Origin of the sequence: Enterococcus sp. RIT-PI-f (assembly GCF_001297065.1) — a bacterium.
Lineage (GTDB): Bacteria > Bacillota > Bacilli > Lactobacillales > Enterococcaceae > Enterococcus_D.
This window is the reverse complement of the sequence record NZ_LHOX01000014.1, coordinates 36,124-61,556: the sequence shown is the minus strand read 5'-3', so window position 1 is coordinate 61,556 and position 25,433 is coordinate 36,124. Positions and strand designations below refer to the sequence as shown.

Genomic DNA, 25,433 nt, shown 5'->3' with positions numbered 1-25,433 from the left:
AAACTTTTTCAAATATATTTAGTAAGTAGTAACTTTCTGTTCAATAGAAATTTACTACTTTAAATATTTATTGAAAAAATCGTTTTCTCTTTCTTTTATTATATCTGTACTGATTGATCCGTTTTCAAACATAATTTCTCTGTATATATCAATAGCAGCTTGAACCGATACATCTGTGATATAGTTTTTCCCTTGTTTCTCAAATTTACGAACTCTTTCACAGCACTTGAAAATAATTTCAAGTTGTTGACGATTATCTTGGTTAAATTTTTCATAATTGAAATCCATTATTATATCGTCATCTTTGTGATAAACTCTATTTTTTGGTTTTAAATCCTCGAAACTTCCTGAAAATGCTTGCTTAAAAAAATCTTTACCAGCGTATTCATAAATAGATTTTTTTTGCTTAATTAATTGTTTATGAATATCACCAGTTTTAAATGCAATCACATCTGTATTTTCATTTATTTGAGTTTCACACAACAAAAGAATAATATAATCAACTTCTTTACTATCAATCCTTTCTAAAATTTTGACGATATCATTAAACATAGGCATAATGCCTGTTAAACTTTTTTTAGTACCTTTTTTATTGGTCAAATATTTATTTTTAAACTCACAGTGTACCTCAATTAAAAAAGCTAGTTCTATTTTTTTTCCATTTGCTATTTTCTTCAGTTCTTCTCTATATGATTCTACTTTTTCCGTATGCTTATTTAATGAATACTTAAAAGCACTAATAAAAGTTGGATAATCAGTATCATTAACGCGTTTAAACTGATTCCAAATTAGACTTTGAATATCATTAGTTGCTGCAAGATCGATCTCTGAAGATTTACCTATTTTTGAATTCCATTTATTAAAGACTCTGTTAGAATCAATATTATACATTATTCCTGTCGAACCCACTTTTCCGTCTTTTTTTTTCAAAGACAAGTGATCTACTCTAAAGTGTTCAATACCAATAATACATTCATCACGGCTATCATTTTCAAAAGATTTTTTTACAAAATCTGGTCGTTCCTCAATTTCTCTGTAAATAAAGTCGCCGGAGATTCTCGAGACTATTTCTTTTGTAATTGCATTTCTAGATTTCCCAATCTGTATAGCCTTATCCAAGGTATACATTTCATCGTCTTTTTTGCTTTTCATTAAAACACTCCTATACTTTATTATTTTAATTAATTCTTCTTAAAATGTTCAAACTCAGTAAATGAATTTGTATCAATTACTTAAAAATAGTAGCAAATGTCAAATTTTTGTATTCTAATTATATACTTTTAAAAAAAACAATTTAAATATATCTTTATTTCAAATTATTAAAGAATTATAATTAAAATAAAAAAGGAGATTATAAAATGATATATGGAAAAATAGAAAATGGTGAAGTAATTGAAATCACAGATTTAGAACAAGAAAATTTTATTGCTATACAAGCAGAAAGTATTGATGATGCAATTGATTATTTTAATGAACAAGGAATAGTGTGTGACGAAAGTATCATTGAAGAAATTGAAAATATTTTTTTAATCAACCAAGAAGAAAAAATTTTAAACATTTATGACATAAAAGTTTCTACTGAGAATAGATCTTTTAATGAATTGGCAGATATGTTTCAAGAAGGAGAAATAGAAATACCAGATATGCAAAGAAATTTTGTGTGGAGTACAAGTAAGTGTTCCAAACTGATAGAATCAATTCTCATCGGCTTGCCAATTCCTCCGCTATTCTTTATGGATAAAGGTAATAATCGATATGAAGTAATTGATGGACTCCAAAGATTAACCGCTATAAGTAACTTTATATTAGGGAATAATTGGGGGAATATTACTAATTCCGTTCACCGAAATAGACCAGCTAAATTATCGACAAATGTTGATGAATCAATAGTAGGTAAAAAATTTGTAGATTTAAATCTAGAACAGCAAAAAAAATTAAAAAGATCTACAATAACAGTAATAGATTTTAGACAAATTGGGCAACAAGATGATAAAGCTAAATATTTAATATTTGAGAGAATTAATACCGGATCTGAACTATTGAATCCAATGCAAATTAGAAAAGCACTTGCTTATGGTGATTTTATGTCTAGTCTATACGAAGCAGCAAATGCGAGTTCTACCTTGAAATCAATATTTGGAAAGCAATATCTCAACAAAGATCGACATGTAGAGTTTTTACTTGGCGTTTACGTAACATATAAAGTTTTGAAAGATCAATACGAGCTTACTAATCAATACCAAAAATATATATTGAACGATTTTTGTGAAAATGAAAAAGATTCAGAAATAGAGTTAGAATTTGTTGAAGAATTTGATACTCAATTGGGCAACATGCTATCTGTTTTTGAAGACAATGAGATTTTCAAGAAAGTTGATAGTAATGGCAATTATCATGGAAACAGGAATACAAATATATCTGAAGTTTTCCTGGCTACAGCAATTGTTCATAAGACGAATATAAACGAGAACATTGTTGATCGGTACAAACATGAGATTCACACAAAAATTGATAAATTTAACGTGAATAAAATGAACAATGGGTTACTTGATCAAAGATATGAAGTGTGTAAAAGGATTTTAGGTATCGACGATGAATAGTAAAAAAATTAACGATATTGACTTTTTTGACCGGATAGAAAGCCTACATGATAGTTATATTCAAGTACAAACCTGTAAAGACTTTTTATCAGACGCACCAGGTGAATTGAGAAAGCAAGTTGGTATAATCCAAAATATCACAAATCCTGATCTAAATGAAAATAATATCTTTCATTCATTAAAAAAAATAATATCTGAAAGTCAAGCGACTATTTTGATTGAATGCTATACAGTTTCTGAACAAATGCTGAAAAATACTAAATATCAAATTCTAAATTTTGACGAAACTGAAGATAGCGATATCCAAAAATTTTTAAAATTCAAAATAGATCCCGAGAATTTTTCCCCTAATCCACAAGTAAAAGAAATAAGTAAATTTTTTAAAAGATATGATGGAAATAAACTATTTATTTCTAAAGCAGAAATTTATGACTCTATGATTAAAAAAAGGCATAGATATGCTCACCAAGGAATCTGTGATTTTGATTTAATAAATCTACCAAAAACGATTGAGTTTTTAAAGTACTTGGAGTTTGAATATAGAATGTTTCTTCAAAGAACCTGTTGGATTGAATTTTTCAAAGTGATTAATAGTATAGAGAATTTGCGTGCAAGTAAACAAGTAAAAGAACAAGAATATGAATTCAAAAAAGATAGCCTTAAAGTATTGGTTCCAAAGATGAATTCTTTAATTCTTGAGGAGTCTAATATAGTTACTAATTGTTTAAACCCAATATTATCAATGATTACAGATAATTACAGCTATGAAGATATTAATAAAGAAATCCAGAAAATAAAAGCCCATTATCAAAGTTATTTTGGAATATACTAATAGCAAAATATCTTCCATTAAATACCCATAAAATATGTTTTTACTGATAAGAAGAGTATTACTTAAATACAAAAAATTTTAAGTAATACTCTTCTTGTTAATGGATAATGCGTTATCTGAATGTATCTGTTTTCTTCTATCATCAGTAACACCATACTTAAATCTATATCTTCTAAATGTTCTTCGATTTATACCTGTTTGTTCTTCGACCTCTTTATCTGTAGAACCATCTAAAAATAGTTTAAATGCTAATTGCAGACGTGGGTCACTTTCTCGGTACTTTGGTTTCCCTCCTTTGTATTTTCCTTTAGCCTTAGCGAGAACAATCCCCTGTTGTTGTGTTTCACGGATATATCGACGTTCTTCTTCAGCCTGGTATTTGTACAGTTCAATAATTAGATTGTTGAGTAATCGACGCAGATTATCATCATTTATTCCTGTTAATGCTGGTAAATTCAAAACTTCAAGAGTAGCTTTCTTCAGTTGAATTAAATTCATTGTTTCAGTCAACTCTTTATTATTTCGCCCAAGACGTTTTAATTCCGTCACAACGACAATATCACCTTTACGAATGAATGCCATCATTTCTTGAAATCCTGCACGCTTAGTATCTTTCCCACTTGCCTTATCACTAAAAATGTTATCACACTCTGATAACAACTCTAACTGTCGATCTAAATTCTGATCAATGCTGCTTACTCGAGCATAACCAATTTTAGCCATAGAAAAAACTCCTTTAACATTTAAAAATATGGTTTCTTTTTAAGTTCTGTTGCCCAACTCTGTTGACCTCTTGAAAATCCAATTATATCACATATAAGCAAAAAGGCCATCAGGGTATACTCTGGTGTCCTCAAAAGAGATTAATTTTTGACCTAATTAATTGAGCCACCAAAAGTGCTAGGAAATGAGGAATCAAAAAGGGATCAAAAACTTTTAAGCTTCTGACCTCACCATATCATTGAGTAACTAACTATCATAAATAGTTTTCGCTTACTAGCTTGAATAACAAGAACTAATCATACTTATCACGAAAACACACATATCAATCTATATTTTCTTATTCGATATCTCTATAAGTCACTTTTATCAGCAGGTAGACTTTTTCATTGGATTTTTGGAACCTTCGACATTCTTATTCAACCAAAGTAACATCTGTTTTCGAATGAGTTTATCTAACTTCAAAAAACTTTTTTTATGATGGTTTATCAAATTCAACGTGATATTTCATAAAACTTCAGCCCTCATCATGTCTTTATATGACATACTCATACACGGAGACTTGCCCCAAAAGAGGATGTTATCTTGCTAGAAAAACTTATCACGTTAATCGGTGCACCGATTTTTGTCGGTCTAATAACTGAACTAGTTGCTTACCAATTCACACTTTAGACCGTCGCAACTAACGAATAAAAAAGAGACGTACCTATTCGTAGCAGGTACGTCTCTTGCGCTCTCTTGCAATAACTTATCACCTTTCTCACATTACTTATAGCACAATTTAAAATGAAGCCAAGTAGCTGAATTTTAGCTTTATCACACCTAAATTAAGAAAAATATTTTTCTCTCAACTCGTCTGTAAAAACAATTAGGTTTTGATTGTCAATGAAATATAACTTGTCACAAAAAGAATCTAAATCATTTTGATGGTGGCTAGTCAGCACAATAGTCTTTCCTTCTTTTTTTAAAGCATCAAGTATAGAACGAATATCTGACATGGTAGAAAAATCTAAACCATTAAAAGGTTCATCCAAAAGAATAATAGATTGATCTTCCATAATTGCCTGACAAATTGCTAATTTCTTTTTCATACCTAACGAGTAATTTTTTAAGATTGTTTTGTTATCAGGATCAAGTCCTACTTTAACCATACATTCCCTTACTTCATTTTCATCAATAATATGATTGATTTCAGACAAAAGTAATAAGTTTTTAATACCACTATAGATAGGGATAAACGTAGGCTCATTAATTAAAATACCTATATTTCGTGGAAAATCTTCTTTTTTTCCAATTTCTGTATCATTGATAAATACTTTGCCACTATTAGCTTTTTCCAATCCACAAATTATTTTAAATAAAACAGATTTTCCTACGCCATTAGCTCCAATAATACCTATCGTTTCACCTTTTTTTATTTTCAAATTTAAATTTCCAAAAATTTGTTTCCCTTTAAATGCTAAACTTATATTTTCCAATCTAATACTATTCAATATTCTCAATCCTTCCAAACTTAATTGACATTTTTGTTGAATATATAATGGCATAAACTTCAATAAGTATCATTCCTATGAACATCATAATTACTAGATTATATCCAATATCATCTGCTCTTATAACGGAAGACAGAGCAAATGGAAGCCATTTTACAAAACTTAGTGGAAGCGTAATTACCAAATACCCACATAAACAAAAAAGAAATGACATGATCGTAGAACTTGATTGGAAATAAATCAATAAATAGGTGATTGTTATAAAAATAATTTCCAAAAAATTTAAGATTATGCTCTTAAAAAGAAGTCCATCCATGGTAACACCCGATAGATTAATGAATATAGACAGTACAATCATAAGAATACTCAAGTGTATGCCGACATACTTAAGTACTGTGATTAAACATGTCCTTCTCCAAAATTTCAAGGTATGACAACGAATAACTAAAAAGTTTATTCCTTCTGATAATTGAGAAAATCTAATAGACAGTACAAAAGGTATAAATAAAAAATAAGTCATCAGCCAGATTAACTGAGGTGGAAAAAAATAGCCATAAGAATATAATGAAAACAACTCAATAATATCTGAACTATAGATATAAAATAAACTTAAATATCCAACTACGAACAGAACAGCACTTAAAACTATTTTTGGGGAAATAAACAGTTTATCAAAAAAAGTATATTTACCAAAATTATTTCTAGTAACATAAATAAACAGTATAATACCTAATAATAAGAACAAAATTGCCCATTTCACAACAAAATAATTTACTAATGATATATCTTGTTCTGCGATTGTAGTGACTGGCAAAATAATATAAGTATTTATTTTAAACACTTCATATTTATCATTAGAAAAGAAATCAAAAAATCCAGGTCTGGTCGACCAAACAATCAAGGCATACATCATAATATAAAAAACATATGCAACTGTTTTTCCAACTAATTCTCTAAAAATAACTAATAGAGAGACCATAAATGAAAAACCCACACTTGCATAAATTAATATGGCAATAGCAGACTGTCTATAATCATTAAATATACGAAGTATATCTGCCTGAAATAACTCGATATTTTGACCAGGATCAAAAGATACATCATTATTCATATATACTATAGAAATAAATTTAATAATAAGAAATATTGAGCCAAAAATTAAGCTATTAAACAATGTAATATTTAGTACTTTTGCTGTTATGTAGCGTTTTTTCGTGATTGCTCTTATTAAAAGAAATGAATTTTTCGTTAAAAAAATAGGATAGAATAGCAGTCCATATAAAGGGAAAAATATAAAAATATAAAAAAATGTATTTTGAAGTTGCACTAATACCCAAACATCTGGGCTCATACTAAAATTCATTGTTAACGAAAAATAAAGACAAGATAAAACTAAAAAAAAGAGCAATTTTCTTCCATAGAGTGATTCTTTAAAAATATGAAAATAATACCTAGTCATATTAATTCCTCATATGCTTTCTGTAAAAAACAACCCATAAAAACGTGAAAAACATCATAAGAAGCGGTCCAATAAACATATTAAAGCTATTATAATATTCATCACTTAATCGTCCCAAAACATTGCTTGTAACAATGCTGTATTCATCGAACCCTAAACTAGCAGTAATAATATTTTCAAGCAAAACATAACCCAAAATACCAAATAGAGAAATAAAAAGATTGTTCGTAGTACAAGCTAAAACACTAGCAGAAAAAGCGAATAAACCACCTAGAATGCCTTTCCAAAAACTAGCAAATATAACAAATATTAGCGGTTCATTCGTTTGAAACATAAATGGTAAAATAGGTATTTTAAAAATCGAAGGATCAGTATCCAAATGAAAAGGAATAACATATATTGCTAATAACATGGCGATAATATTCACTGAAAAAGTAATCATAGCAACCGATAGTGTAACTGAAAGAATTTGGCTAATTAAGTACTTTTTTAGGTTAATTCTGACGCTAACATACTCAATAAATCGACTTTTATTCTTGAAAAATAAAATCCACACAAAAGGAGCGGTCAAGAAAAGAGGTGCGAAGAAATCTACAATATCTGTTGCATATACCCACAACTCTAAACCTTGTGAGATAGCAGAATTTGATCCAATAATAACCATATTTACAATTTCAAATAATAAATAAAAAATAAAAACTGCACATGAAATAAATTTCAACTCTTTTAAAGAATTGGTCAACATATTATTCACTAAAATCTCTCCTTGATTTAAAATCAATAAAATTGGGTAGTAGATATATTATTTATTGTCTGTCTAGTTGCTTCTCCAAGTGCCAGTTTTACTATCTGAAGTTGCATTCCAGTTAGATGATAAAGTTAATTTCATTTTATCACCTTTTAATTGACTTGAATGTCCTGGTAACCCTGCACTACTTCCTGCTGAGATCTGTCTTCTCCAAGCACCAGCATTTCCTTGTTCATCTACTTGTCTAGCATCAAATTTCTGTTTGGACGTAGTGACATTTATGTTCCCGTTCGCACCACTAGTAGCTTTTATTTGTCCCAAACCTGTAGAAACTGATCCATCTCCTCCAGGTAAAGTAAATGAAAACGTTGAGTAGCTTGTTGAAGCATAAGATACAGTTGGTATTATTAATAATAATGCTGTAGAAAGAACTAATTTAGTAATTTTTCTCATTTTTATTCCTCCATAATGTCTACTACCCATATTATATAATATACAGAATTAACTTATATTTTGAAAGGGTTTTCTTACAATTAATATTATTATTTAGCTATAATGCATCTTTATAAATCCTAGAATTTGATAGCAGTATTTATATTAAAACACAATAAACTGTCGGCCATCACTATAGCATTTTTGAAATTAAAAATAGTTATTATTATAAAAATAAATCATTTAAGTTTAAAAATACACCAAAACCTATTTTAATTATATGACCATCAATTATAAATTAGTATAAATATTTTTGTCTTTAACTATTTATAGAATCACCTAATATAGTTAGAGGGATATTCAGAGATTAATCCTTTTTTAGTCTGACCGGAAACAAATCTTCGTCTAAGAAGAGTTTTAAAAACCTGATATCGATCGCATTTTTGGCCAGTTGATAACCAGCTTCATCAACACCAGAAAATACTTCTAATGGCGAAATATTATACCTCTTACCATCTTCAAATTCATAAAAATCTTGATTGGTAAACAAGTTATAAGCCAAAGCAACCAGTCGCTGCTCCCCACCGGAAAACGTGCCATCAAACCATAATTCACTATTGATTTCTCGTTGGACAAAATTAACCAACGAGCGACGTTAGTTAAACAGCCTTTCATTACCGGAAAAGATAAAAACCAAGCTACGCCAATAAGGATCCCGATGATCTGTAAAACTCAATTCATCCATCATAAAATTAAACCTGGCAATATGTTCCTTGTTTAGAAATAAATTCTCCATTGTTGTTCCTCCTCTAATTGGTTTTCACCGTTCCTTCAGTGATTATTAAAACATTATTTTTGCAATCTCAAAATCAAAATACTTTCCGGATAACCAGTCTTCATGATCGCTATCTGTAAAAGTTTTTCGGATCACATCCTCTTCATCTTTTAGCGCATGTATGGCATCAAGGATTGCCTTTGCTTCGTTCTCCTTAAAAATACCTAACTCTTCTTTTCTTTGCGTAAATTGCAAATTCTCAACCGTCGCAGCGTTACTTAAAAAGCCCATCAAGTCCTTAGAAAAATGGTTGAAAACGATCACTGTCCAAATCTTTTCTTTTCTATCCTCAATAGGAACTAGTTTACCGCCTACATCATTCTTCATTTGGTTTGACCAGGATAAAGTGATCTCTTCCATCGATCTTCCGATACTCCCGTTGACAAGCTTCACATAAATAATGACCATTAGAATAAAGAAAAGCACCTTTTCTTACATAAACTTGTTTTGCTAACTCACCGCAATCACATTTGATCCAGCTAGGCGGCCAGTATAAGCGTCGATTGTAGGGCGTTATTGGTACTTTCCATTGCCCACCGTAACATTGTCTTTCTTCAGCCATCTTTTTAAGTCCCCTTTCAACATACGATTAAGCACCTAATCGATCCTTGTCCTTAAAACGGACACCTTCTGCATAGCCGGAGTAAAATGCTTCCCGATCCCTCACGGTGTGAGAGGTATCTTTACCAGGTACCAGTCCAATCTTTTCGACTTCATTCTGAACCACTTCCGGCACTTGCAAAGCCAATTCATAGCCGTTTGTCAGCACTTGTTTTCGAAATGTTTGCGACAAACCTTTCAAGTATCCTTCCAAATAGTCTTGTTTTAATTGCCATTTCCGTTTGTATTTTCGTCTGATCTCAGGCAACTGAAGAAACTGCCTTGCACAGTAGCTGGCACTGCCACGAGCATACTCAAACGTGATTTGAGCAATTTGTACATCGGACATGATTCCAACAAAGTGAAGTTCAATCGGTTTTCCGGACACATAGTAATACCGGACACGAAAATTTTTAGCAATGATCCTCGCTAATCGGTAAAGCCATTTTTGTGGCCGGCCTTCATAAATCACCGTATTGATCACTGCTTCTGACTTTTGTTCTTGCTTATAATGAAAGACGTCTGATTCATCGATATTATGCTGAAGCATCAACTCTTGTGCTTTTGCTAAGGCTGACATCGATTCTTCGTCATTGGCATCATTTGCAAGTGCTAATAATTTTACGATTTTCTTTTTGGCTTTTTCATCCATTGGATTTCACCTTTTGTCTGATTTTAGTTTACCATGTATTAGATAACGGTTTCACTGATAAAAGTAATGAGTGAAAAGTGATTGCACTTTAATGAAATAGAAAATAAAGTGCGGTCACTTTCTAAGCGCAGGAATCTCAAATCCCGCTTTTTCTTGCTCAAGCAACATATCTAAAGCGATACACATTAATTTCGATTCACTTTTCTTGTACTTGGTGTTCAAGTGCTTCAGTCCCTGCTTCCTCTTTTCATTAAGCGTTACAGGAAGACGTGTATTTCCTTTTGCAATGGACATAACTTGCCTCCTAGATATACGGAGTTACAAGATCAAGCTCTGATTATTCAGTGGCTTCTTCTTTTAATTGATCCGCAAGCTTTGTAAGCTTGGCGGCATTATCAAAACGCATTCTTTCTATAGAAGACCTTTTATGAGCAAGATCTGCAACAGTTGTTGCGGCAACTCCTGATTTTTTTTGAATTTCATACAATGATTTTCCACTTTCAAAAAGCAACCATTCTATCTTATCTTTATCTGCGTACATCTTTTTTCCTCCTGAAAGGAGCATGACAATTAAAACTTGCCACTACTCACAATTATGGTATATTTTGAGTAGTAGCATTCCCGTCAAAGGATTTGTTACTTGCACTTGTTCTGACCCACTCAGAATAAGTGCTTTTTTTATTTTGCAGTAGTGATCCCTCCCTTTTTTATTCGTATACCGAATCTTCAGATAGCTATAGATCTTTTCTAAAAATTAAAAATATCGGTATATCGTTGTATTTATCATGCCACGGTATACCGATAATGGCAATCTATTATCGTCTTTTTTTGATTTTATTCGAAAAAATCCAGCTGGGTCACATTGTTTTGAATCCGATCAATTGCTTTCGTGTAGTACTCGGCATTTGTTTCAAAACCGATAAAGTGACGTTCTGTATTTAGACAAGCAACCGCCGTCGTGCCACTTCCCATGCAGTTGTCTAATATGAGATCTCCTTTCTTAGTGTATGTTTTAACCAGGTATTCCAATAGACTCACTGGTTTTTGAGTTGGATGGAAAGTGTGCATTGATTCTTTATCAAAACGCAAAATATTGTTCGGATAACCTGTGTATTCCTGGACATACGCTTTTTCTGCTAAGGATTCTGACTGATAAATCGACCCTTCCGTGGTGTTTCTGACTCTTATCTTAGGTTGTTGGATCCGTTGCAATCCTTGAGGATAATAGAGCGCAGATCCTTTGGAAAACACAGAGATCGTTTCAACTGATCTCATCGGCTGTTTTTTCGCAAACGCAAATCCGGTCGCCGTATTTTTCATCCAATACCAATCATACTTGTAATCCTTGAAGTTACTCATTCGCAGTTGAGTAGAAAAAGGTTCTGCACCAAATAAAACGATCGCACCTTCAGGTTTTATGACTCGCCAATACTGCGCCCATAAGCGATCCCAAGGCAAGATACTATCCCACGCACAAGCTGTCGTTCCATACGGTAAATCACAGATGATCGCATCGATCGAACCATCTGGTATTCTATTCATTCCTTCTAAACAATCTTCAAAATAAATCGTATCTTTTTGAATCATTTGGTTCATCCTAACGATTCAGGCCTAAATCTTTTATTCAAGTCTTGATACGTTTATTCTACTGATTGATTTGTTGGGTCAATATCCGTTTTTATTGTCAAAAAAGTTGATTTTAGCCAATTTGAAAGTGTTTTGCTATGAAATAAATGACTGATACAGTAACCGAATTTCCAGCTTGTTTGTACAGCTGACTGTCCGAAGTTTTTTGATCGTATCTGCAGTTATAGTGATCAAGCCGATTACCGATTATTTCTTCAGCGATCTCCCTACTACCGAATTTCGCTGCCAAAAAGGCCCAATCAGGAAACGACTGCAGGCGCCAACATTCAAGTGGTGTTAGTTTCCGGATCTGAAAATCATCGGTTACTACGGCTTGCTGATCACCTGTAACGACGGTATTTGCTTGCTGATTTCCCACACGTTCCCGACGTTTTGTAGATTTGGGATAAGCAAAATTGATACTATCGCCTGGTAGGGCTGCAGTATAGCCTTTTTTCGTGGCTTCTTTCACCAATATTTTGGGTTCGTGGACGCCACCACTCATGGTGGTAAACGTTGGACAAAGCCCTTCTACGGAATGGATCGCTGCAGATGATCGATAGGAACCATCGATCGACCCTGCCACAATAATTCCGTGCCGATCTTGCGTGGTTAAGGTAAACATCGGCGCTTCATTTCCCTTCATTCTACGGCCGTTTTGACGAATAGTGGCTTTATCTGGTGTTAGGATCGGGATCGCAATTTTATTTCCTTCTCCTTTGTTAGTAGTGATCGTAGGACTAAGACCTGAAGCATCATACACTTGGCCATTCATTCCGCCACCGCTTGGATTCACGTTGCCAACAACGATCTGTTTCGGTGTTTTGTAGTCCGTTGCGGTCAAAGTCCGCATCAAACCATCCGTATAGTACGCTCTTTCTCGTGTAAATCGACTTAAATCGTTCGCTGCATGTGTCGTTCCAGCTAAATGGATCCTTCCTGATTTTTGATCAGCTGATCCTTCTTCTCTTGTGAGAGGAAAAATCTTTTTGGTACCTGCTCCTCTAAGATGTCCGATAATAAATACACGCTCTCTGTTTTGGGCGACAAACTCTTTGCTGTTAAACAGTTGCCATTCCACGTCATACCCCAATTCATCCAGGGTTCGGAGGATCGTCTCAAACGTAGCCCCTCGTTCATGGTTGAGGAGTCCTTTGACGTTTTCAAGGTATAAAAGCTTAGGTCGCAAGATAGATGCGAAGCGTGCAATCTCAAAAAAGAGAGTTCCTCTAGTATCTGAAAAACCTTTTCTTTTTCCTGCAAGGCTGAAAGCTTGATAGCGATAGGTAATCTTTTGAGATTATCTCCAGATTTTCCCCCGCTCCAAACCGTGCATGAGACTTTCACCTCACACGGCTTTCCATCGACAGTCTTTCCTTAAATTCATATACACATTTTCAACTTTGAAATTTATTCAATAATCGGAAGATTTATCTGCTTTCGCAACACATTAATTTTTCCTAGTTGCGTAGCTGAGAGATTTAAGTTTTGTAGCAATTCAGAAATTAGAACAGGATTTGAAGCATGGATCAGCTTATGAGAGTCAATTGTCACAAAAACCAGATTATTGTATCCATCATTCCCACCTAATTTTAGAGGCAATTTGTGGTGACAGTGCATGTTACCAATTGTTAGCTCGCTACTTGTAATCGCACATTTTCCTTTCTGTGCACAGAAAAGTGACAGGCGGTTATCGTTATACTCGATACTTTTTCCTTTGATTGGATTTAGCATAAGGTATTTTAATAGATCAGGATTAATCGTTTGTCCTAGTTGCTTATGAATTAACATCCGTCCCTTTGGAGTATACTGATTAATTTCTAGTTTTTTATCCAGTGGGGTTTTGTGTTGGACATAGCTAATAGGAATTAACGCAAATCCATAAACATAAGCTAATTGCTTGCTCTTTCCGTATCTCTTTCTAATAATTTCGCTACAAATTCCTCTTTCTTTTGATATGTTCCCTTGTAATCTTCCTTTTAGGATCTTTCCGATAGGAAAGGCTATTTTTGCAAAATCCAAGCTAGCATGTGTTGCCATTGAGTAATAATTATGAACACCTAAGACAAACGAGTTATAATTTTGTACTGCTTTATAACTCTCTTGCTTGTCAGAGGGCTTCTGCAGGTCACTGATTCGACGCTTTGCGTTAATATGAATCTTCTTCATAGACTTGTCTGATAGATGAGACCTCACTACAAAACGTGGTTTCCCATTAGAATATTTCCCTTTCCTAGTAACCTTCAATTTAAATCCTAAAAACTCAGAGTATTCTTTCTTAAGATTCACAATTTTAGATTTCTCAGGACTGATAGATAGACCCAATCTATCTTTCAACCATTTCTCTGTGGCAATAAAGACTTTCTCCGCATCTTTTTTCTTACGACAAAAGATTTTAAAATCATCAGCGTAACGTACTAACCGACATTCTTTAAGATTCGTCTTTTTAAGTGCTTGGAGACGTCCACCTGAGTGCCCCTTATGCTGTTTAAACTCTTTTCGTGTTGGGATTGTTTCCCATTGGCTTGAAATCCACCAATCTAGTTCATTTAAAACAACATTCGACAACAGTGGTGAAATGATGGAGCCCTGTGGAGAGCCTTTTTCAGGAAAACCTATATCAGCTATTTCTGCTTTTAACATGGCTGAGAGTATACTAATGAGCTTTTTATCTCGAATCCCTATCGTCCACAACTGTTTTAATAGCTTCCCATGATTCACATTGTCAAAGAATCCTTTGATGTCAATATCTACGACGAAATGTAATTTGGACAGCTGCATATTTTTTTCAGCCTGAGCTAAAGCATGTTCGCAACTGCGATTGGGTCGGAATCCATTATTTTTATTATAAAATTTGGCCTCACATATCGGCTCCAGGATTTGAAGAATACATTGTTGGATAAGTCTATCCATAATTGTAGGGATTCCTAATGGTCTCGTTTTAGTCGAATCATTTGACTTTGGTATTTGAACCCTACGTACAGCTTGAGGTTCGTACCATTGAAACTTACGTTTCACATGCTTGATTAATGCCTCGTCTTGCCATTTGGCGAGATCCTCGATATTTTTATTATCAACACCAGCTGTATGACTTCCTCTGTTTTTCTTAATGTTTCGAAAGGCTAATTTTATATTTTGCTCAGACGAGATAATATCCACTAAATGTTTAAATATTTTTCCATCTTTACTCTGTCTATAAAGTTCGTCTTGATTCATCTGAAAATCATAATACTCAGCATTTCTTAGTTTTTGCTTTTTAGTTGTTTTCTCAGTTGTCAAAGTCGGCAGTTCTCCTTTTCAGAATACTTTGCCTTTCTTAGTCGTACTCGAACCTTTGAAGATATGTGTATTGAATTGTTTATTTAAGACTGTCGACTAGAGCCTATCCCTCCATCATGTTTCCATGATTTCATCGGTACTGTGGCTCCGCTTTCCTTCAGATAAAATTAGGTTATAAAGTTTGTTTTCCCTATTACCGCTTCATCGTGTGTAATCACTCCACGTCCTGAACTTACTGCGTTCCAATGATTCAATCTATAAATTTCTATCCTTAGGTTTGCCCTCTGAGCCTGTGTGCTTGGTAACGCCTTTAACGTTACAAGATTTTTCATACCATGCAATTTTACTAGACCTCACACACCCCACAAATAATGGTGATAACATTTCTATTACCTGAATTCTCTAGACCCGTACATACGGACATTCGCTTAGTAATTGTCATTACATACTAACCATAGATAGTTTTTAGACCCCCGGCATATAGGCTGCGTCATCCACCTCTGGACAACTTTCCACATCTGAAAATAATTTTTTTCTTTGTTTGGGCAACTCTCTGCCGACTTTAACGCGCTTTGTACATCACTATGATTACCCATAATTTTGCACAGCGTAATCTCAGGGTAAGCGTTTCAGGTTGTTAGCCCTTCATTCCACCATTTGAATCATCAGTTCTACTGAACTGAACACATTTGCGTTCTTAAATAATTCAGTGCCTAATCTTTTCAATTAGGAACGCATCGCACGCACGGAAATCCTCCCGTGATAATGTCCACACGTCCGATTCCTCGAATAAATTCATCTGAAAGTTTTGTGATATCATGCATTTCTACCTCCTGTTTTGTGTCAAAAATTGATTGATAACTTTTTCTGGCATGGCCGTCGATCTCACAATACCCAACACATCGGTAGCCAGCTTGTTCCATCCCTAAACGAAATCCTCCGATTCCTGAAAAAAGATCTAAAAAGGTGCCTTTATTTTCTGTTGTACCATTTCCCATTGTTCACTCAGTTTCTTCATGCGCATGAAAAGGTATTTCAAGTACCTGATGGATTAAGAATACCGAAGAAATGGTTTGTTAAATTTCGGAACAAGGGTTGTACTTAGGCCTTTTTAAGAAAGAAAAGCGATCTTTTTTGCCCTCCACGTTCCAGCCGCCTCCACCACTTAGGAGGGCAAAAAAAATAAACGCGCAAGGCACGTCTGTAGAGCAAAAGGTTGATATTTCGCTGAAATCTTGCTATAATTACTATGTAAAGAGGAGTTGCGTCAACAACTCCCCTACAGCACCATTTAAGACGGTGGCGACATTAGTTATATATAAAAAATAACCGCTGACTCGCTAAAGTAGACGGTTATTTTTTTTTGTCATTTTTCACTGCTGTTAGGATGCCAAAGATGATCGTTGCGATTAAAGAACCGAAACTAATCATTAGCCCTAATGCTTCAGCTACAGACAAAAGGCTTCTCCTTTCTAAAGAGTGAACACTTACTTTCATAAGCATCACCACCTTCCAAAAGATAGCCACCGTCACAAACTTTACTGTACTCATATTATACCACAACCCACGCTAAAAACCTATATTTATCAAGGTTTTTAGCGATTTTTTATCGACATTATTCAAGCAAAAAGCTTGTTCCTTCAGTCGCTCCAGCCACCACCACCGCTCCTTCAGAAACCGTGTTGTTGACACAACCCGAAGTGATCAATAGAAATAATTACCAGGATCAGGCAGAGATCTCTTGTTCTTTTAAAGCTAAAATAGACAAAGCATTCGCAAACTGCAGTAAGCTGGATTGAGAATCATCGACGATCACATTTTTCTGATAGTGGATCCGATCGCTCACATGATTGATTGATAATCCGTAAACAAAACGCATCAAAAAAATCTTTCGTCTCCGATCGGTGATTTCTGGTTTATATGGATGGCTAATGGCCGTCAGACCCAAACAAAACAAGTGGTGAAAATAAAGAAACTCTTGTTTGAACTGCTGATTTTCTTGAACAAAGCTAGAGTGTTTGATTTCTGGTATATCTTGGTCTAAGAGCGAATACGTTGAATGGATCGGCGGCATCCTCGTCAATCCCATCCTTTCTCTTGAAACAAGATAACTAGAGAGCATCGATCCGATCTCTCCTTTGGTTTTTTCCCAATCGATCACCTCTTTTTCAGGTAATTCAAATTGGTGAACATCAAATAATCGCACATTATTCCTCTTTTCATGATAGGTGATACAAACAGTTGTCGTTTGAACCTGAATTTTATATCAAAAAAGACCTGGGGTTTCCAGGTCTTTTTTCGTCTTTGTTTCTCAAAATGGCAAATCATCATCTGGTAAATCGATTGCCGAGCTGCTTTGTGCAAATGGATCTGTTTCTTGTTTAGGTAGCGGTGGCGGTGTTGGTTTGCTTTTTTCAGCTGTTTCGTTGGATTCATTCGTACGCTGCTCAGACACATCTTTTGATTCCATTAATTGAAACGTCTCTGCCACGATTTCTGTGACGTACACCCGCTGTCCTTGCGGGTTATCGTAAGATCTTGTCTGAATACGTCCAGTCACGCCGAGAAGCGTCCCTTTCTTGGCGTAATTGGCAAGGGTTTCGGCTGGTTTACGCCAAATGACACAATTGATGAAGTCAGCTTCTCTTTGACCGCTTTGATTGGTAAAATTTCGATTCACGGCCAAAGTGAACGTGGCCACTGCAGCACCGTTCGGTGTAAATTTTAATTCTGGATCTCTCGTTAATCTTCCTACTAATACGACGTTATTGATCATGCTTTATTCCCTACTTTCTTTGCTTTTTTTGGCGCATTGACAAATGATACAAAAGTGATCTGTCCCGTATCGCTCAACTTGATTTTTGCATTATAGGTCGTCTTGTCTGCCTTTTTGATTCCTGAAACCACGGTTTCTTTCCCGACTAACAATTCCTTCAGATTGGTTTTCGTCAATTTTTTCTTTCGGAACTGATCAGATAACGTAAACGTACAGGTGGGATAATTCGAACAACCGTAGAAAGACTTTTTTAATACCACATTTCCGCCACATTTCGGACATTTACCGATCTTTTGCTTATCCGTTTCTTTTTTAACTTCCGCTTGGTAGGTGTGGAAATTCAACTTCTGCACATCATCTGGTACGTGTTCGATCAAATGCACGATAAACTTCTTGATATTGGCAATAAAGGTCTCTTGATTCCCTTCTTTTTTTCCGATTTTCTTTAAGTACGTTTCCCATTTTGCCGTCATTTCAGCACTCGTCAATAAGTGCTGACTTTCGACTGCCTGGCACAGTAATTTTCCTTTTTCGGTGACGATCAATTTATTTTTTTCTACTTTGATATATTCTTTTTGCTTCAGTGTTTCAATAATGCTCGCACGTGTCGCTTCTGTCCCGATTCCTTCGACTTCCTGAAGGATCTTGATCGCTTGTTCATCATCTACGGTCTTATTAGCCGTTTTCATCGCTGTAAGCAACGTGCCTTCAGTAAATGGTTTCGGTGGCTGCGTCTCTTTCTGTACGCTTTTTACCTCCGCTTGAATCGCTTCACCGATCATAACTGCTGGTAATGTTTGGCTCTCTTCGTTCTCCTTGTTGGTATCGGTTTTGAATAGGATTTTCCATCCCTCGACTTTTGGCACTTTTCCTGTCGCTTTAAAACAGAGAGTTGATACATTGGTTTCTATCACAGTTTCTTCATAAGCATAATCTGGTAAAAACATAGCTAATGTAGTTTTCATAACTAGAAGATAGATTTTCTTTTGTAGATCATCTAATTTATTGAAGACTGACTCACTTGCGACTTGCTTCGTTGGGATAATGGCGTAATGCTCTTGCACCTTACTACCATCGACATATCGCTTTCTTGGCTGATCTTGTGCCATGGGTTCATCTATGGATAAAAAACGGGCATAACTATCGTAATTCGCTTTTAAGTACTGAAATTCACTGTCTGTAATAAATGGTGTATCTGTCCTTGGATAGCTCAACAATTTTGCTTCATACAGTCCTTGCATGGCTTTCAACGTCTGACTGGCTGTTGCTTTGTACAGCTGATTGATTTTTGACTGCAGGCTGCTCAATGAGAATAAATTGGGACTATTCGTTTTCTTCATTTTTGTTTGAAGATCTTTGATCGTTCCTGGTTGTGTGCCGATTGTAGCGCCCTTAGAAGAAACAAAGGAAAGTAGTTCCTCTTTAGTAGAAAAACGTTGTGACGGGCTTAATAGGGCTTTGAACGAGCCATTCGTTGCCTTGATCAATGATTCGATTTCATAAAATGGTTCTTTTTTGAAATGCTCGATCAGTTGTTGGCGTTGATAGATCATGTAAAGCGTTGGTGTTTGTACCCGTCCAAGAGAAAACGTTCCATTTGCCCCTTTTGAACGAAGATTCAACGTGTAAAGCATACTCCCGTTCATGCCAATGAGCCAGTCGGCAATTTGCCGTGTCTGTGCTTCTTGATAAAAAGGATAATAGTCCATTCCTGGTTTTAAGTTTTGAAACCCACTACGAATCACATCTTTTTCAAGACTGTTGATCCATAAACGCTTGTATGTTTTTTTAGTAGAAAAAGCGCCTGATTCATGAATGATCGACCAGGCGATATTTTCCCCCTCTCGATCACTATCTGTTGCAATAATGATCGTATCGGCTTTCTTTAGCAGTCCGGAAACGATCTTAAATTGTTTTTTCTTGTCTGTTGCGACCTGAAAATCATATTGTTGCGGAAAAATAGGCAATGCATCCAATGCCCAATTCTTCCATTTTTCATCATAATGTCCTGGTTCTGCTAATTCGACCAAATGGCCGAAGCCAAAAGTGATAAAGGTCTCATCTGAAAAAATTGGATCTTGGATCTCAAAAAAGCCATCCTTTTTTACGCTATGCTTTAACGCACCAGCATAGGCAGCTGCTTGACTTGGTTTTTCTGCTAAAATGACTGTGGTCATAATAAAACCTCCCTTTATAACTCTTTATAAGTGTACCATTTAGAAATTACAATTATGTTTCTTGCTTATCTATCCACGCAATTATCGACCATTTTACTATTAAAGTACTTATGCATGAACAAATATAACTTTTTCAAATTCCATATGAGTTTCAATCTCTTTTAAAATTTGATCAATTCCATCTAGTTTATTAAAGATCTCTCCTTGATCTTGAAATCTAATTATCGAGGATAGTTCTGATAACCTTCCAGAAGATTGTTCTAATAATCCTTTTGCCTGATAAATAGAATCTACAACTTTTGCAAGTGACCACAACGCACCTCTTTCATGTTCTTCTGGTGGTTCACAATCACAAATGCGTTCAATCATTTCACAGACACTTATTTCTTCTTTAGACGCAGGAATAAGGATATTGTTCTTCACATCCAAACACTCGATAGACATAATCTTGTATCTATCTGATTCAGATAAATTGAATCCCAAAAAGCAATACTGATTTTTATACGTTTCATCTTCTTTTTTATCTATATATTTTTCCGTAACTGGCAAACTATCCTGCGCTCTATAGATAAGATGTTGATTCTTTTTTTTTTCTTTGTAATAGTTTCCTTGTATTATTTCCATGAGAAAGCTCCTTCGTTTAAATACTAGGTAATAAAGCAATAAAATTATAAGCACTATGAACGATCATCGATCCATAGGCTTTTTTTGTTTTGAGTGAAACCCATGAATAGACCAGACTGTTTAAAAAATAGGGCAGTAGAAAAACCTGCCCATGTAAAACAGAAAAAATGAAACTAGAGAAAATGACTGCAGCTGGCAAATTCGTACGTCGAATCAAAAAAGGCAATAGTTTGACCCGTATCAAGTATTCTTCAATGATCGGTGCCAATACAATAGAGAACGTTGCGGCAGAAAAGGAGATTCCATTTCTTGCTTCAGGAAGTCTAGGAAGATACGTTGAAAAAAATTGTTCGCCGATCCACATACTAAGAAGGGACAGCACCACGGCCATCCCTATTCCCTGAATGATTGTAAAAATCATTCGTTTCATCTGTTCACCTTCTTTATAAGCTCAATGCTGGTTCAGATGCGAGAGACTTTTTTCTTTGATTTTCGCCCTCGTTTACTTGATAGACCAGCTCATTGTTCCAATCCCATTTTTGCGTTTCTTGTCCGATCGGCGCTTGCGGGAACTCTGCTTGAAATTCAAGGGGCGCTTTTTCTTTTTGATTGAAAGTAAATTGTTGGAACTTATCGAAAAAGGCTTTTCCGGCTTCATCGTTATCGACACACAAGGCAATTTCTTCAATTCCTGAAGGACTGACTTGTTGTGCTTCTTCCAAATAGTGATAAACCGTTTCTGGTTTCAATCCTTCCATCGAAACAAACCAGGTATCTTTTAGATCGCTTTTATTCAAGGACATATAGCTCATAAGATCGACGCCAGCTTCAAAAAACTTCAACTTTTTCGGTTCGCCATTGCGTACATTAAATCCGATTTTACTATCGGATCCTGTCTGAATTTTCTTCCACGTTGAATCCGGAATCGTACCTTTTTCGCTGCAGCCGGCAATTTTTCCATGATCATTCCATAATAATAAGACGTTGTTGCGCTTGTCTTGCTGCAACAGGCCTTTATTATGAAGAACGTTAACGATTTCTTCATCAATGCAACGATCATTGACCAAAAATTTCTTCGCACGATCAAAGTCCCGTTCGTTTTCTTTATTGTAGGTAAATGCCCGTTGTTCAGACGGTACTACATTGGAAATCTCATACTCGCTATCTGTAATATGGTGTACAGCGGATTTAAAATCCTCAATACCAACAACTTTTTGAACGAAATCGATTGGCCCGCCGCCAAAGTTCCCATTATTTTCAATGAACAAGTTCTTATCAGTTGTGATCACTAAGGAATGATTGTCAGCCATCCGATATTGTTTTTTCGAATCCTGAATCAAATCGATGCCATTTTTCAAAGCGATATCTAGGATCGATACCGTCTTCGCAAAAGCAATTTGTTCCGAGAAAGTTTTGTACGTCTTTTGTGATTCGGTCAGTTTTTGTTTTTCTACCGTGGGCACTTGCTCTTGTACTTCTTGTTGTACTTCTTGTTGTACTTCTTGTTGGATCATCAGCTGTGTATCGATCTGTTCAATCATTTGGCGAGAGAACACTTTTACCTCTTCCATTTGTACCAACTTATCCTCAACGGCGTGACCATTATTTGTCCATGCCGCAATATAAGGAATCGATTCTTCTTTTGTATCAATGCCGTAATGGTGGGCAACGATATACGCAGCCAGCTCCGCTTGAAATTCTTTGACTGAGCTAGAATAATTTGAGTTACTCGTTTTTGAGTGAAGTTTCGCATGTGCCAATTCATGGATCATGGTAGGTACTTGTTCTGCTTGTGTAAACCGAGGGTTCATGAAAAGCATTTCTGAGCCATCAATACCTTGACCATACGCTCCTTTTGCGGTTCCTAACACTGGCGTAACAGTCGTTAGATCATCAATGATCGTTAGTCCTTCAGATACGGCATAGTTTTCTAATGATTGGTATAACATTTTTGTGTTTGTAGCTTTCGTCAGATCAAAGTTATACGGCCGATTAGGGAAAATTTTCGGCAGATCATCGGCTGTTGCCGTCGTCTGACTGATATCAAAGACCGGAACGCTTCTGAATGATCTTCTATCTTCCGTTTTCAATTCTCCTTTGAGAATTTTTTCTTTTTGTAGCTTGGTGGCTTTCGATAATGATTGCGTACGTCCCTGTTCGTTGATAAAACATTTATAGGTCGTTGGCGCTAAAACCCGAATGGCTTTTTCTCCCTTGCGAATAAAAAAACCTGCTTCTTTGAATTTCTTTGCCCCAGCAACTGCTTGTGCATTTGGCAATTGGGACTGGATCAATGCCGTATTTTTCAATGAGTAATTGTAAAAACGACTCATAAAAGAAGCCAATTCCAAAACATCTTCTGTTTTATCAAAGTGCTTCTGGATCTTCTCCATTGCTTCTTTTACTAACTGGTCGGTTTCTTTTTTTAGTTCATCAGCTCTTTTTCTTTTTTTGACCGACGGTTTTTCTTCAGAAATTTCTGATTTGCTGATTTCAGTATTGATCTTTCCCTCATCTAAGTCATTCAATTCATTCAAGATTTGAGAAACAGCTGTTTGTTCTTCCTCAGTTTTTGGTGCATATCTTCCTGAGGATTCAAAGGATCCGGCTTCCGTCAATTCAACGGCAAGCTTTCGATACCCTTTTAAAAAATAGATCATCGGATTTTTTTTCCACTGTGTTAACTTGCCGCTTTCAATCATTTCTTGCGCATGTTCATTCATAGTTTTCTCTTCCCTTTCCAATCATATAAAAAAGACCGGCTTCCACCGATCTTCTTTTTGTATTCCGTATTTTTATGGTTTAAAGCGTCTCACTAAATGTTGAAAAAAATTTTTCTACGGCTGGTTTTGACTTTATTTTAGATCCAGCTGAACGATCAACGGCTCCCCTTCTTGCGTTGCTTCATCCAACATTAAAGAATAAACGTCGGCATCCTCTTTCGTGATACGTACCTGTTGCGCACTCATTTCGCCAGCACCCACTTCTTGAATACGCATCGTTTTGTTCTCTGGATCCACGCTATTGATAAAGTAATAATTTTCCATGACTTTCCTCTTTCTCCTAATTGAATAGGTCTGACTCTTGACTCATTTTTGCTTGTTCGATTTCACGCTGCAGCTTTTCAAAAGCTACTTTATTTTTGAATTGATCAAATTCATTGCTCGTCACCCGTTCCAGGTGTTTGACTTGATTTGTGACCGACCGACGATGCTTAAATGATTCCTTAAATGGTTTGGTTCGTTCACTTGAATTTCTTTTTGGCGGTGATCGACTTTCATTTGTATCTTTCCTCATGAAGTAATCTTGTTTAAGTTTCGCATATGCTTCTTTGTTTGGGTTTTGTTTCCCTGATACCGAAGATGGACGGAAAGGTTTATCTTGTTGGGAAGAATTATTTTCCTTTTTTAGTTCTTGGAGGATACTGTTTCCTAATCGATAGTAGATGCCGTCTGGCCCGTACATCCGGCCATCGTAAAATGATTTTTTCTCTTTGTTAGGATCTCCCTCTCCATAAGTTGCTGTCTTGAAAATGTCTTCCTCTTTTGCCAGCTGTTTGAATTCTTCAAAGTGGCCATTGTCTTTCATCAATGAATCAATCAACTGGTTCATTGTTTCTCGACTTTCCGGCGTTAAGTTTTTACTATTCCACTTGCTTTGATTCTCCGGCAGCTGCGCTTTTAATTCCTCAAGTAACAGAACACTTTCTTTTTTAGGTGTAGCCATTTCTGTTTTGATTTCACTACGCAGACCATTTCTCAAATCATTCAATCGTTCCAATTCGCTCGAACGATTGAAGATAAGATTCGCAAAAGTCGATTTCATTTTTTCTAATGTTTCGTCGGATCGTTGCCCTTTTCGTTCATAGCGATTATGCTCTTTAACAAAAATCATTTCACGGGTAGGTTTAACTTCCGTCGTCGCAAAATGTACGTGAAAGTGACCCGTGTTATAATGGATCTCACCGACACTTATGGTTGACCCGTTCAAATTTTCTTTCTCATAAAGGACGTTCATCATTTTTCGACCAGCCATGATCAACGGTTCCCTTTTTAATTCATTTGAATATGGATTGTAGATGCCTGCTTCAATTAAAGCTTTTGTATCAAATGACACTACATCTTGAAACAAAACAGATTCATTTTGGTTCGCTCGATCAAACAATTCTTTATATTGTTCAACTTCTTGTTGCGTCAAATCATCATTTTTAAAATCAAACATCCCTGTATTTAGTGACCATATTTTTTCTTGCGTTTCCTTTTGCATCGTTTCGATTTGTGCTTTTGATAAAGTCGAATAATCAGAAAGACGCTTGTTGATCTCACTTAGCGATACTCTTTCCTCATCTGTCAATTTTGATTGAGCGAGTAAAGCATTTTTTCGATCCATATAATCCAAATAGCCTTCAAATGATTGACTCGAATCGTCATTCGTCATGGCCGTTTCAAAATCAGAAAGGTCTTTTTCTTGATACACTTTCTTATCTTCTCGATCCATATATTTTACATATTCAGAATCAAACGAAAGGACAAAACCACTCATTAAGTTGATATAAGAGCCAGCAGATTGTGCCATATGAC

At 35.3% G+C, this 25,433-nt stretch carries 26 protein-coding genes and 2 pseudogenes; 2 read left to right on the top strand and 26 right to left on the bottom strand.

The annotated features are described in order from the left end of the window. Positions 1–54 precede the first annotated feature (54 nt). The gene (locus AEQ18_RS06750; RefSeq protein ID WP_054115607.1) at positions 55–1,152 is read right to left on the bottom strand and encodes a hypothetical protein; all 1,098 of its coding nucleotides are present in this window, start codon (positions 1,150–1,152) and stop codon (positions 55–57) included. Positions 1,153–1,358: 206 nt separating this feature from the next. On the opposite strand from AEQ18_RS06750, the gene AEQ18_RS06745 reads away from it, so the two are divergent. Together AEQ18_RS06745 and AEQ18_RS06740 are read left to right on the top strand one after the other, a co-directional pair. Continuing rightward, positions 1,359–2,600, top strand: a complete 1,242-nt coding sequence (locus AEQ18_RS06745; RefSeq protein ID WP_054115606.1) for a DUF262 domain-containing protein — start codon at positions 1,359–1,361, stop codon at positions 2,598–2,600. After that, positions 2,593–3,432 carry a hypothetical protein gene (locus tag AEQ18_RS06740; RefSeq protein ID WP_054115605.1) on the top strand — a complete coding sequence of 280 codons (840 nt, stop codon included), beginning with the start codon at positions 2,593–2,595 and terminating at the stop codon, positions 3,430–3,432. Before AEQ18_RS06745 ends, AEQ18_RS06740 begins: the two co-directional genes overlap by 8 nt. A 78-nt stretch (positions 3,433–3,510) precedes the next feature. Here the strand turns inward: AEQ18_RS06740 and AEQ18_RS06735 are convergent, their stop codons facing one another. The 25 genes and pseudogenes from AEQ18_RS06735 to mobP2 all read right to left on the bottom strand — a co-directional run bounded on the left by AEQ18_RS06735 (position 3,511) and on the right by mobP2 (position 25,428). Beyond that, a complete protein-coding gene (locus AEQ18_RS06735; RefSeq protein WP_054115604.1) occupies positions 3,511–4,155 on the bottom strand; it encodes a recombinase family protein in 645 nt (214 codons plus the stop codon). Between the two features lie 824 nt (positions 4,156–4,979). Then, positions 4,980–5,645 (bottom strand): ABC transporter ATP-binding protein, encoded by a 666-nt coding sequence (locus AEQ18_RS06730; protein ID WP_200908902.1) that lies wholly within the window; start codon positions 5,643–5,645, stop codon positions 4,980–4,982. Continuing rightward, complete coding sequence (locus tag AEQ18_RS15685) at positions 5,638–7,104, bottom strand: hypothetical protein (RefSeq protein WP_054115603.1); 1,467 nt, start codon at positions 7,102–7,104, stop codon at positions 5,638–5,640. The genes AEQ18_RS06730 and AEQ18_RS15685 overlap by 8 nt, the downstream gene beginning before the upstream one ends. Before the next feature lies 1 nt (position 7,105). Then, positions 7,106–7,858 carry a hypothetical protein gene (locus AEQ18_RS06720; protein ID WP_054115602.1) on the bottom strand — a complete coding sequence of 251 codons (753 nt, stop codon included), beginning with the start codon at positions 7,856–7,858 and terminating at the stop codon, positions 7,106–7,108. 63 nt (positions 7,859–7,921) lie between these two features. Further along, complete coding sequence (locus tag AEQ18_RS06715; RefSeq protein ID WP_054115601.1) at positions 7,922–8,305, bottom strand: hypothetical protein; 384 nt, start codon at positions 8,303–8,305, stop codon at positions 7,922–7,924. A 346-nt stretch (positions 8,306–8,651) separates the two neighbouring features. Further along, on the bottom strand, positions 8,652–8,930 hold the full coding sequence (locus tag AEQ18_RS06710; RefSeq protein WP_235505505.1) for a DUF6075 family protein: 279 nt from the start codon (positions 8,928–8,930) through the stop codon (positions 8,652–8,654). 9 nt (positions 8,931–8,939) lie between these two features. Beyond that, a complete protein-coding gene (locus AEQ18_RS15915) occupies positions 8,940–9,080 on the bottom strand; it encodes a hypothetical protein (RefSeq protein ID WP_235505504.1) in 141 nt (46 codons plus the stop codon). A gap of 45 nt (positions 9,081–9,125) precedes the next feature. Further along, a complete protein-coding gene (locus AEQ18_RS06705) occupies positions 9,126–9,479 on the bottom strand; it encodes a hypothetical protein (RefSeq protein ID WP_054115600.1) in 354 nt (117 codons plus the stop codon). Beyond that, positions 9,436–9,681, bottom strand: coding sequence for a hypothetical protein (locus AEQ18_RS06700; RefSeq protein WP_054115599.1), 246 nt, complete (start codon positions 9,679–9,681; stop codon positions 9,436–9,438). Before AEQ18_RS06700 ends, AEQ18_RS06705 begins: the two co-directional genes overlap by 44 nt. Before the next feature lie 27 nt (positions 9,682–9,708). Continuing rightward, a complete protein-coding gene (locus AEQ18_RS06695; protein WP_054115598.1) occupies positions 9,709–10,371 on the bottom strand; it encodes a DUF2786 domain-containing protein in 663 nt (220 codons plus the stop codon). A 114-nt stretch (positions 10,372–10,485) separates the two neighbouring features. Next, a complete protein-coding gene (locus AEQ18_RS06690; RefSeq protein ID WP_054115597.1) occupies positions 10,486–10,665 on the bottom strand; it encodes a hypothetical protein in 180 nt (59 codons plus the stop codon). 43 nt (positions 10,666–10,708) lie between these two features. Next, positions 10,709–10,912 carry a hypothetical protein gene (locus AEQ18_RS06685; RefSeq protein WP_010748125.1) on the bottom strand — a complete coding sequence of 68 codons (204 nt, stop codon included), beginning with the start codon at positions 10,910–10,912 and terminating at the stop codon, positions 10,709–10,711. A gap of 293 nt (positions 10,913–11,205) precedes the next feature. Then, complete coding sequence (locus AEQ18_RS06680) at positions 11,206–11,958, bottom strand: DNA-methyltransferase (RefSeq protein ID WP_054115596.1); 753 nt, start codon at positions 11,956–11,958, stop codon at positions 11,206–11,208. Positions 11,959–12,070: 112 nt separating this feature from the next. Beyond that, a pseudogene (gene dcm / locus AEQ18_RS06675) lies at positions 12,071–13,273 on the bottom strand (DNA (cytosine-5-)-methyltransferase); the annotation flags it as partial. 134 nt (positions 13,274–13,407) lie between these two features. After that, positions 13,408–15,285 (bottom strand): group II intron reverse transcriptase/maturase, encoded by a 1,878-nt coding sequence (ltrA, locus tag AEQ18_RS06670; protein WP_442855694.1) that lies wholly within the window; start codon positions 15,283–15,285, stop codon positions 13,408–13,410. Positions 15,286–16,019: 734 nt separating this feature from the next. Next, positions 16,020–16,274, bottom strand: a pseudogene (locus tag AEQ18_RS06665) (DNA cytosine methyltransferase); the annotation flags it as partial. A gap of 355 nt (positions 16,275–16,629) precedes the next feature. Further along, positions 16,630–16,773: a putative holin-like toxin gene (locus AEQ18_RS15405; RefSeq protein WP_080542687.1), complete on the bottom strand. Its 144-nt coding sequence runs from the start codon at positions 16,771–16,773 to the stop codon at positions 16,630–16,632. Positions 16,774–17,002: 229 nt separating this feature from the next. After that, positions 17,003–17,482, bottom strand: coding sequence for a transcriptional regulator (locus AEQ18_RS06660; RefSeq protein ID WP_054115594.1), 480 nt, complete (start codon positions 17,480–17,482; stop codon positions 17,003–17,005). Positions 17,483–17,587: 105 nt separating this feature from the next. Then, positions 17,588–18,052 carry a single-stranded DNA-binding protein gene (gene ssb / locus AEQ18_RS06655; RefSeq protein ID WP_054115593.1) on the bottom strand — a complete coding sequence of 155 codons (465 nt, stop codon included), beginning with the start codon at positions 18,050–18,052 and terminating at the stop codon, positions 17,588–17,590. Beyond that, on the bottom strand, positions 18,049–20,229 hold the full coding sequence (locus AEQ18_RS06650) for a DNA topoisomerase 3 (protein WP_054115592.1): 2,181 nt from the start codon (positions 20,227–20,229) through the stop codon (positions 18,049–18,051). Before AEQ18_RS06650 ends, ssb begins: the two co-directional genes overlap by 4 nt. A 108-nt stretch (positions 20,230–20,337) precedes the next feature. Beyond that, positions 20,338–20,853 (bottom strand): hypothetical protein, encoded by a 516-nt coding sequence (locus AEQ18_RS06645; protein WP_054115591.1) that lies wholly within the window; start codon positions 20,851–20,853, stop codon positions 20,338–20,340. 16 nt (positions 20,854–20,869) lie between these two features. Then, the gene (locus tag AEQ18_RS06640) at positions 20,870–21,283 is read right to left on the bottom strand and encodes a CPBP family intramembrane glutamic endopeptidase (protein WP_054115590.1); all 414 of its coding nucleotides are present in this window, start codon (positions 21,281–21,283) and stop codon (positions 20,870–20,872) included. 13 nt (positions 21,284–21,296) lie between these two features. Then, on the bottom strand, positions 21,297–23,576 hold the full coding sequence (locus tag AEQ18_RS06635; protein ID WP_235505503.1) for a DUF3991 domain-containing protein: 2,280 nt from the start codon (positions 23,574–23,576) through the stop codon (positions 21,297–21,299). Between the two features lie 132 nt (positions 23,577–23,708). After that, positions 23,709–23,900, bottom strand: a complete 192-nt coding sequence (locus tag AEQ18_RS06630) for a hypothetical protein (protein ID WP_054115589.1) — start codon at positions 23,898–23,900, stop codon at positions 23,709–23,711. Positions 23,901–23,916: 16 nt separating this feature from the next. Then, positions 23,917–25,428, bottom strand: coding sequence for a MobP2 family relaxase (gene mobP2 / locus AEQ18_RS06625; protein ID WP_054115588.1), 1,512 nt, complete (start codon positions 25,426–25,428; stop codon positions 23,917–23,919). Between the last annotated feature and the right edge of the window lie 5 nt (positions 25,429–25,433).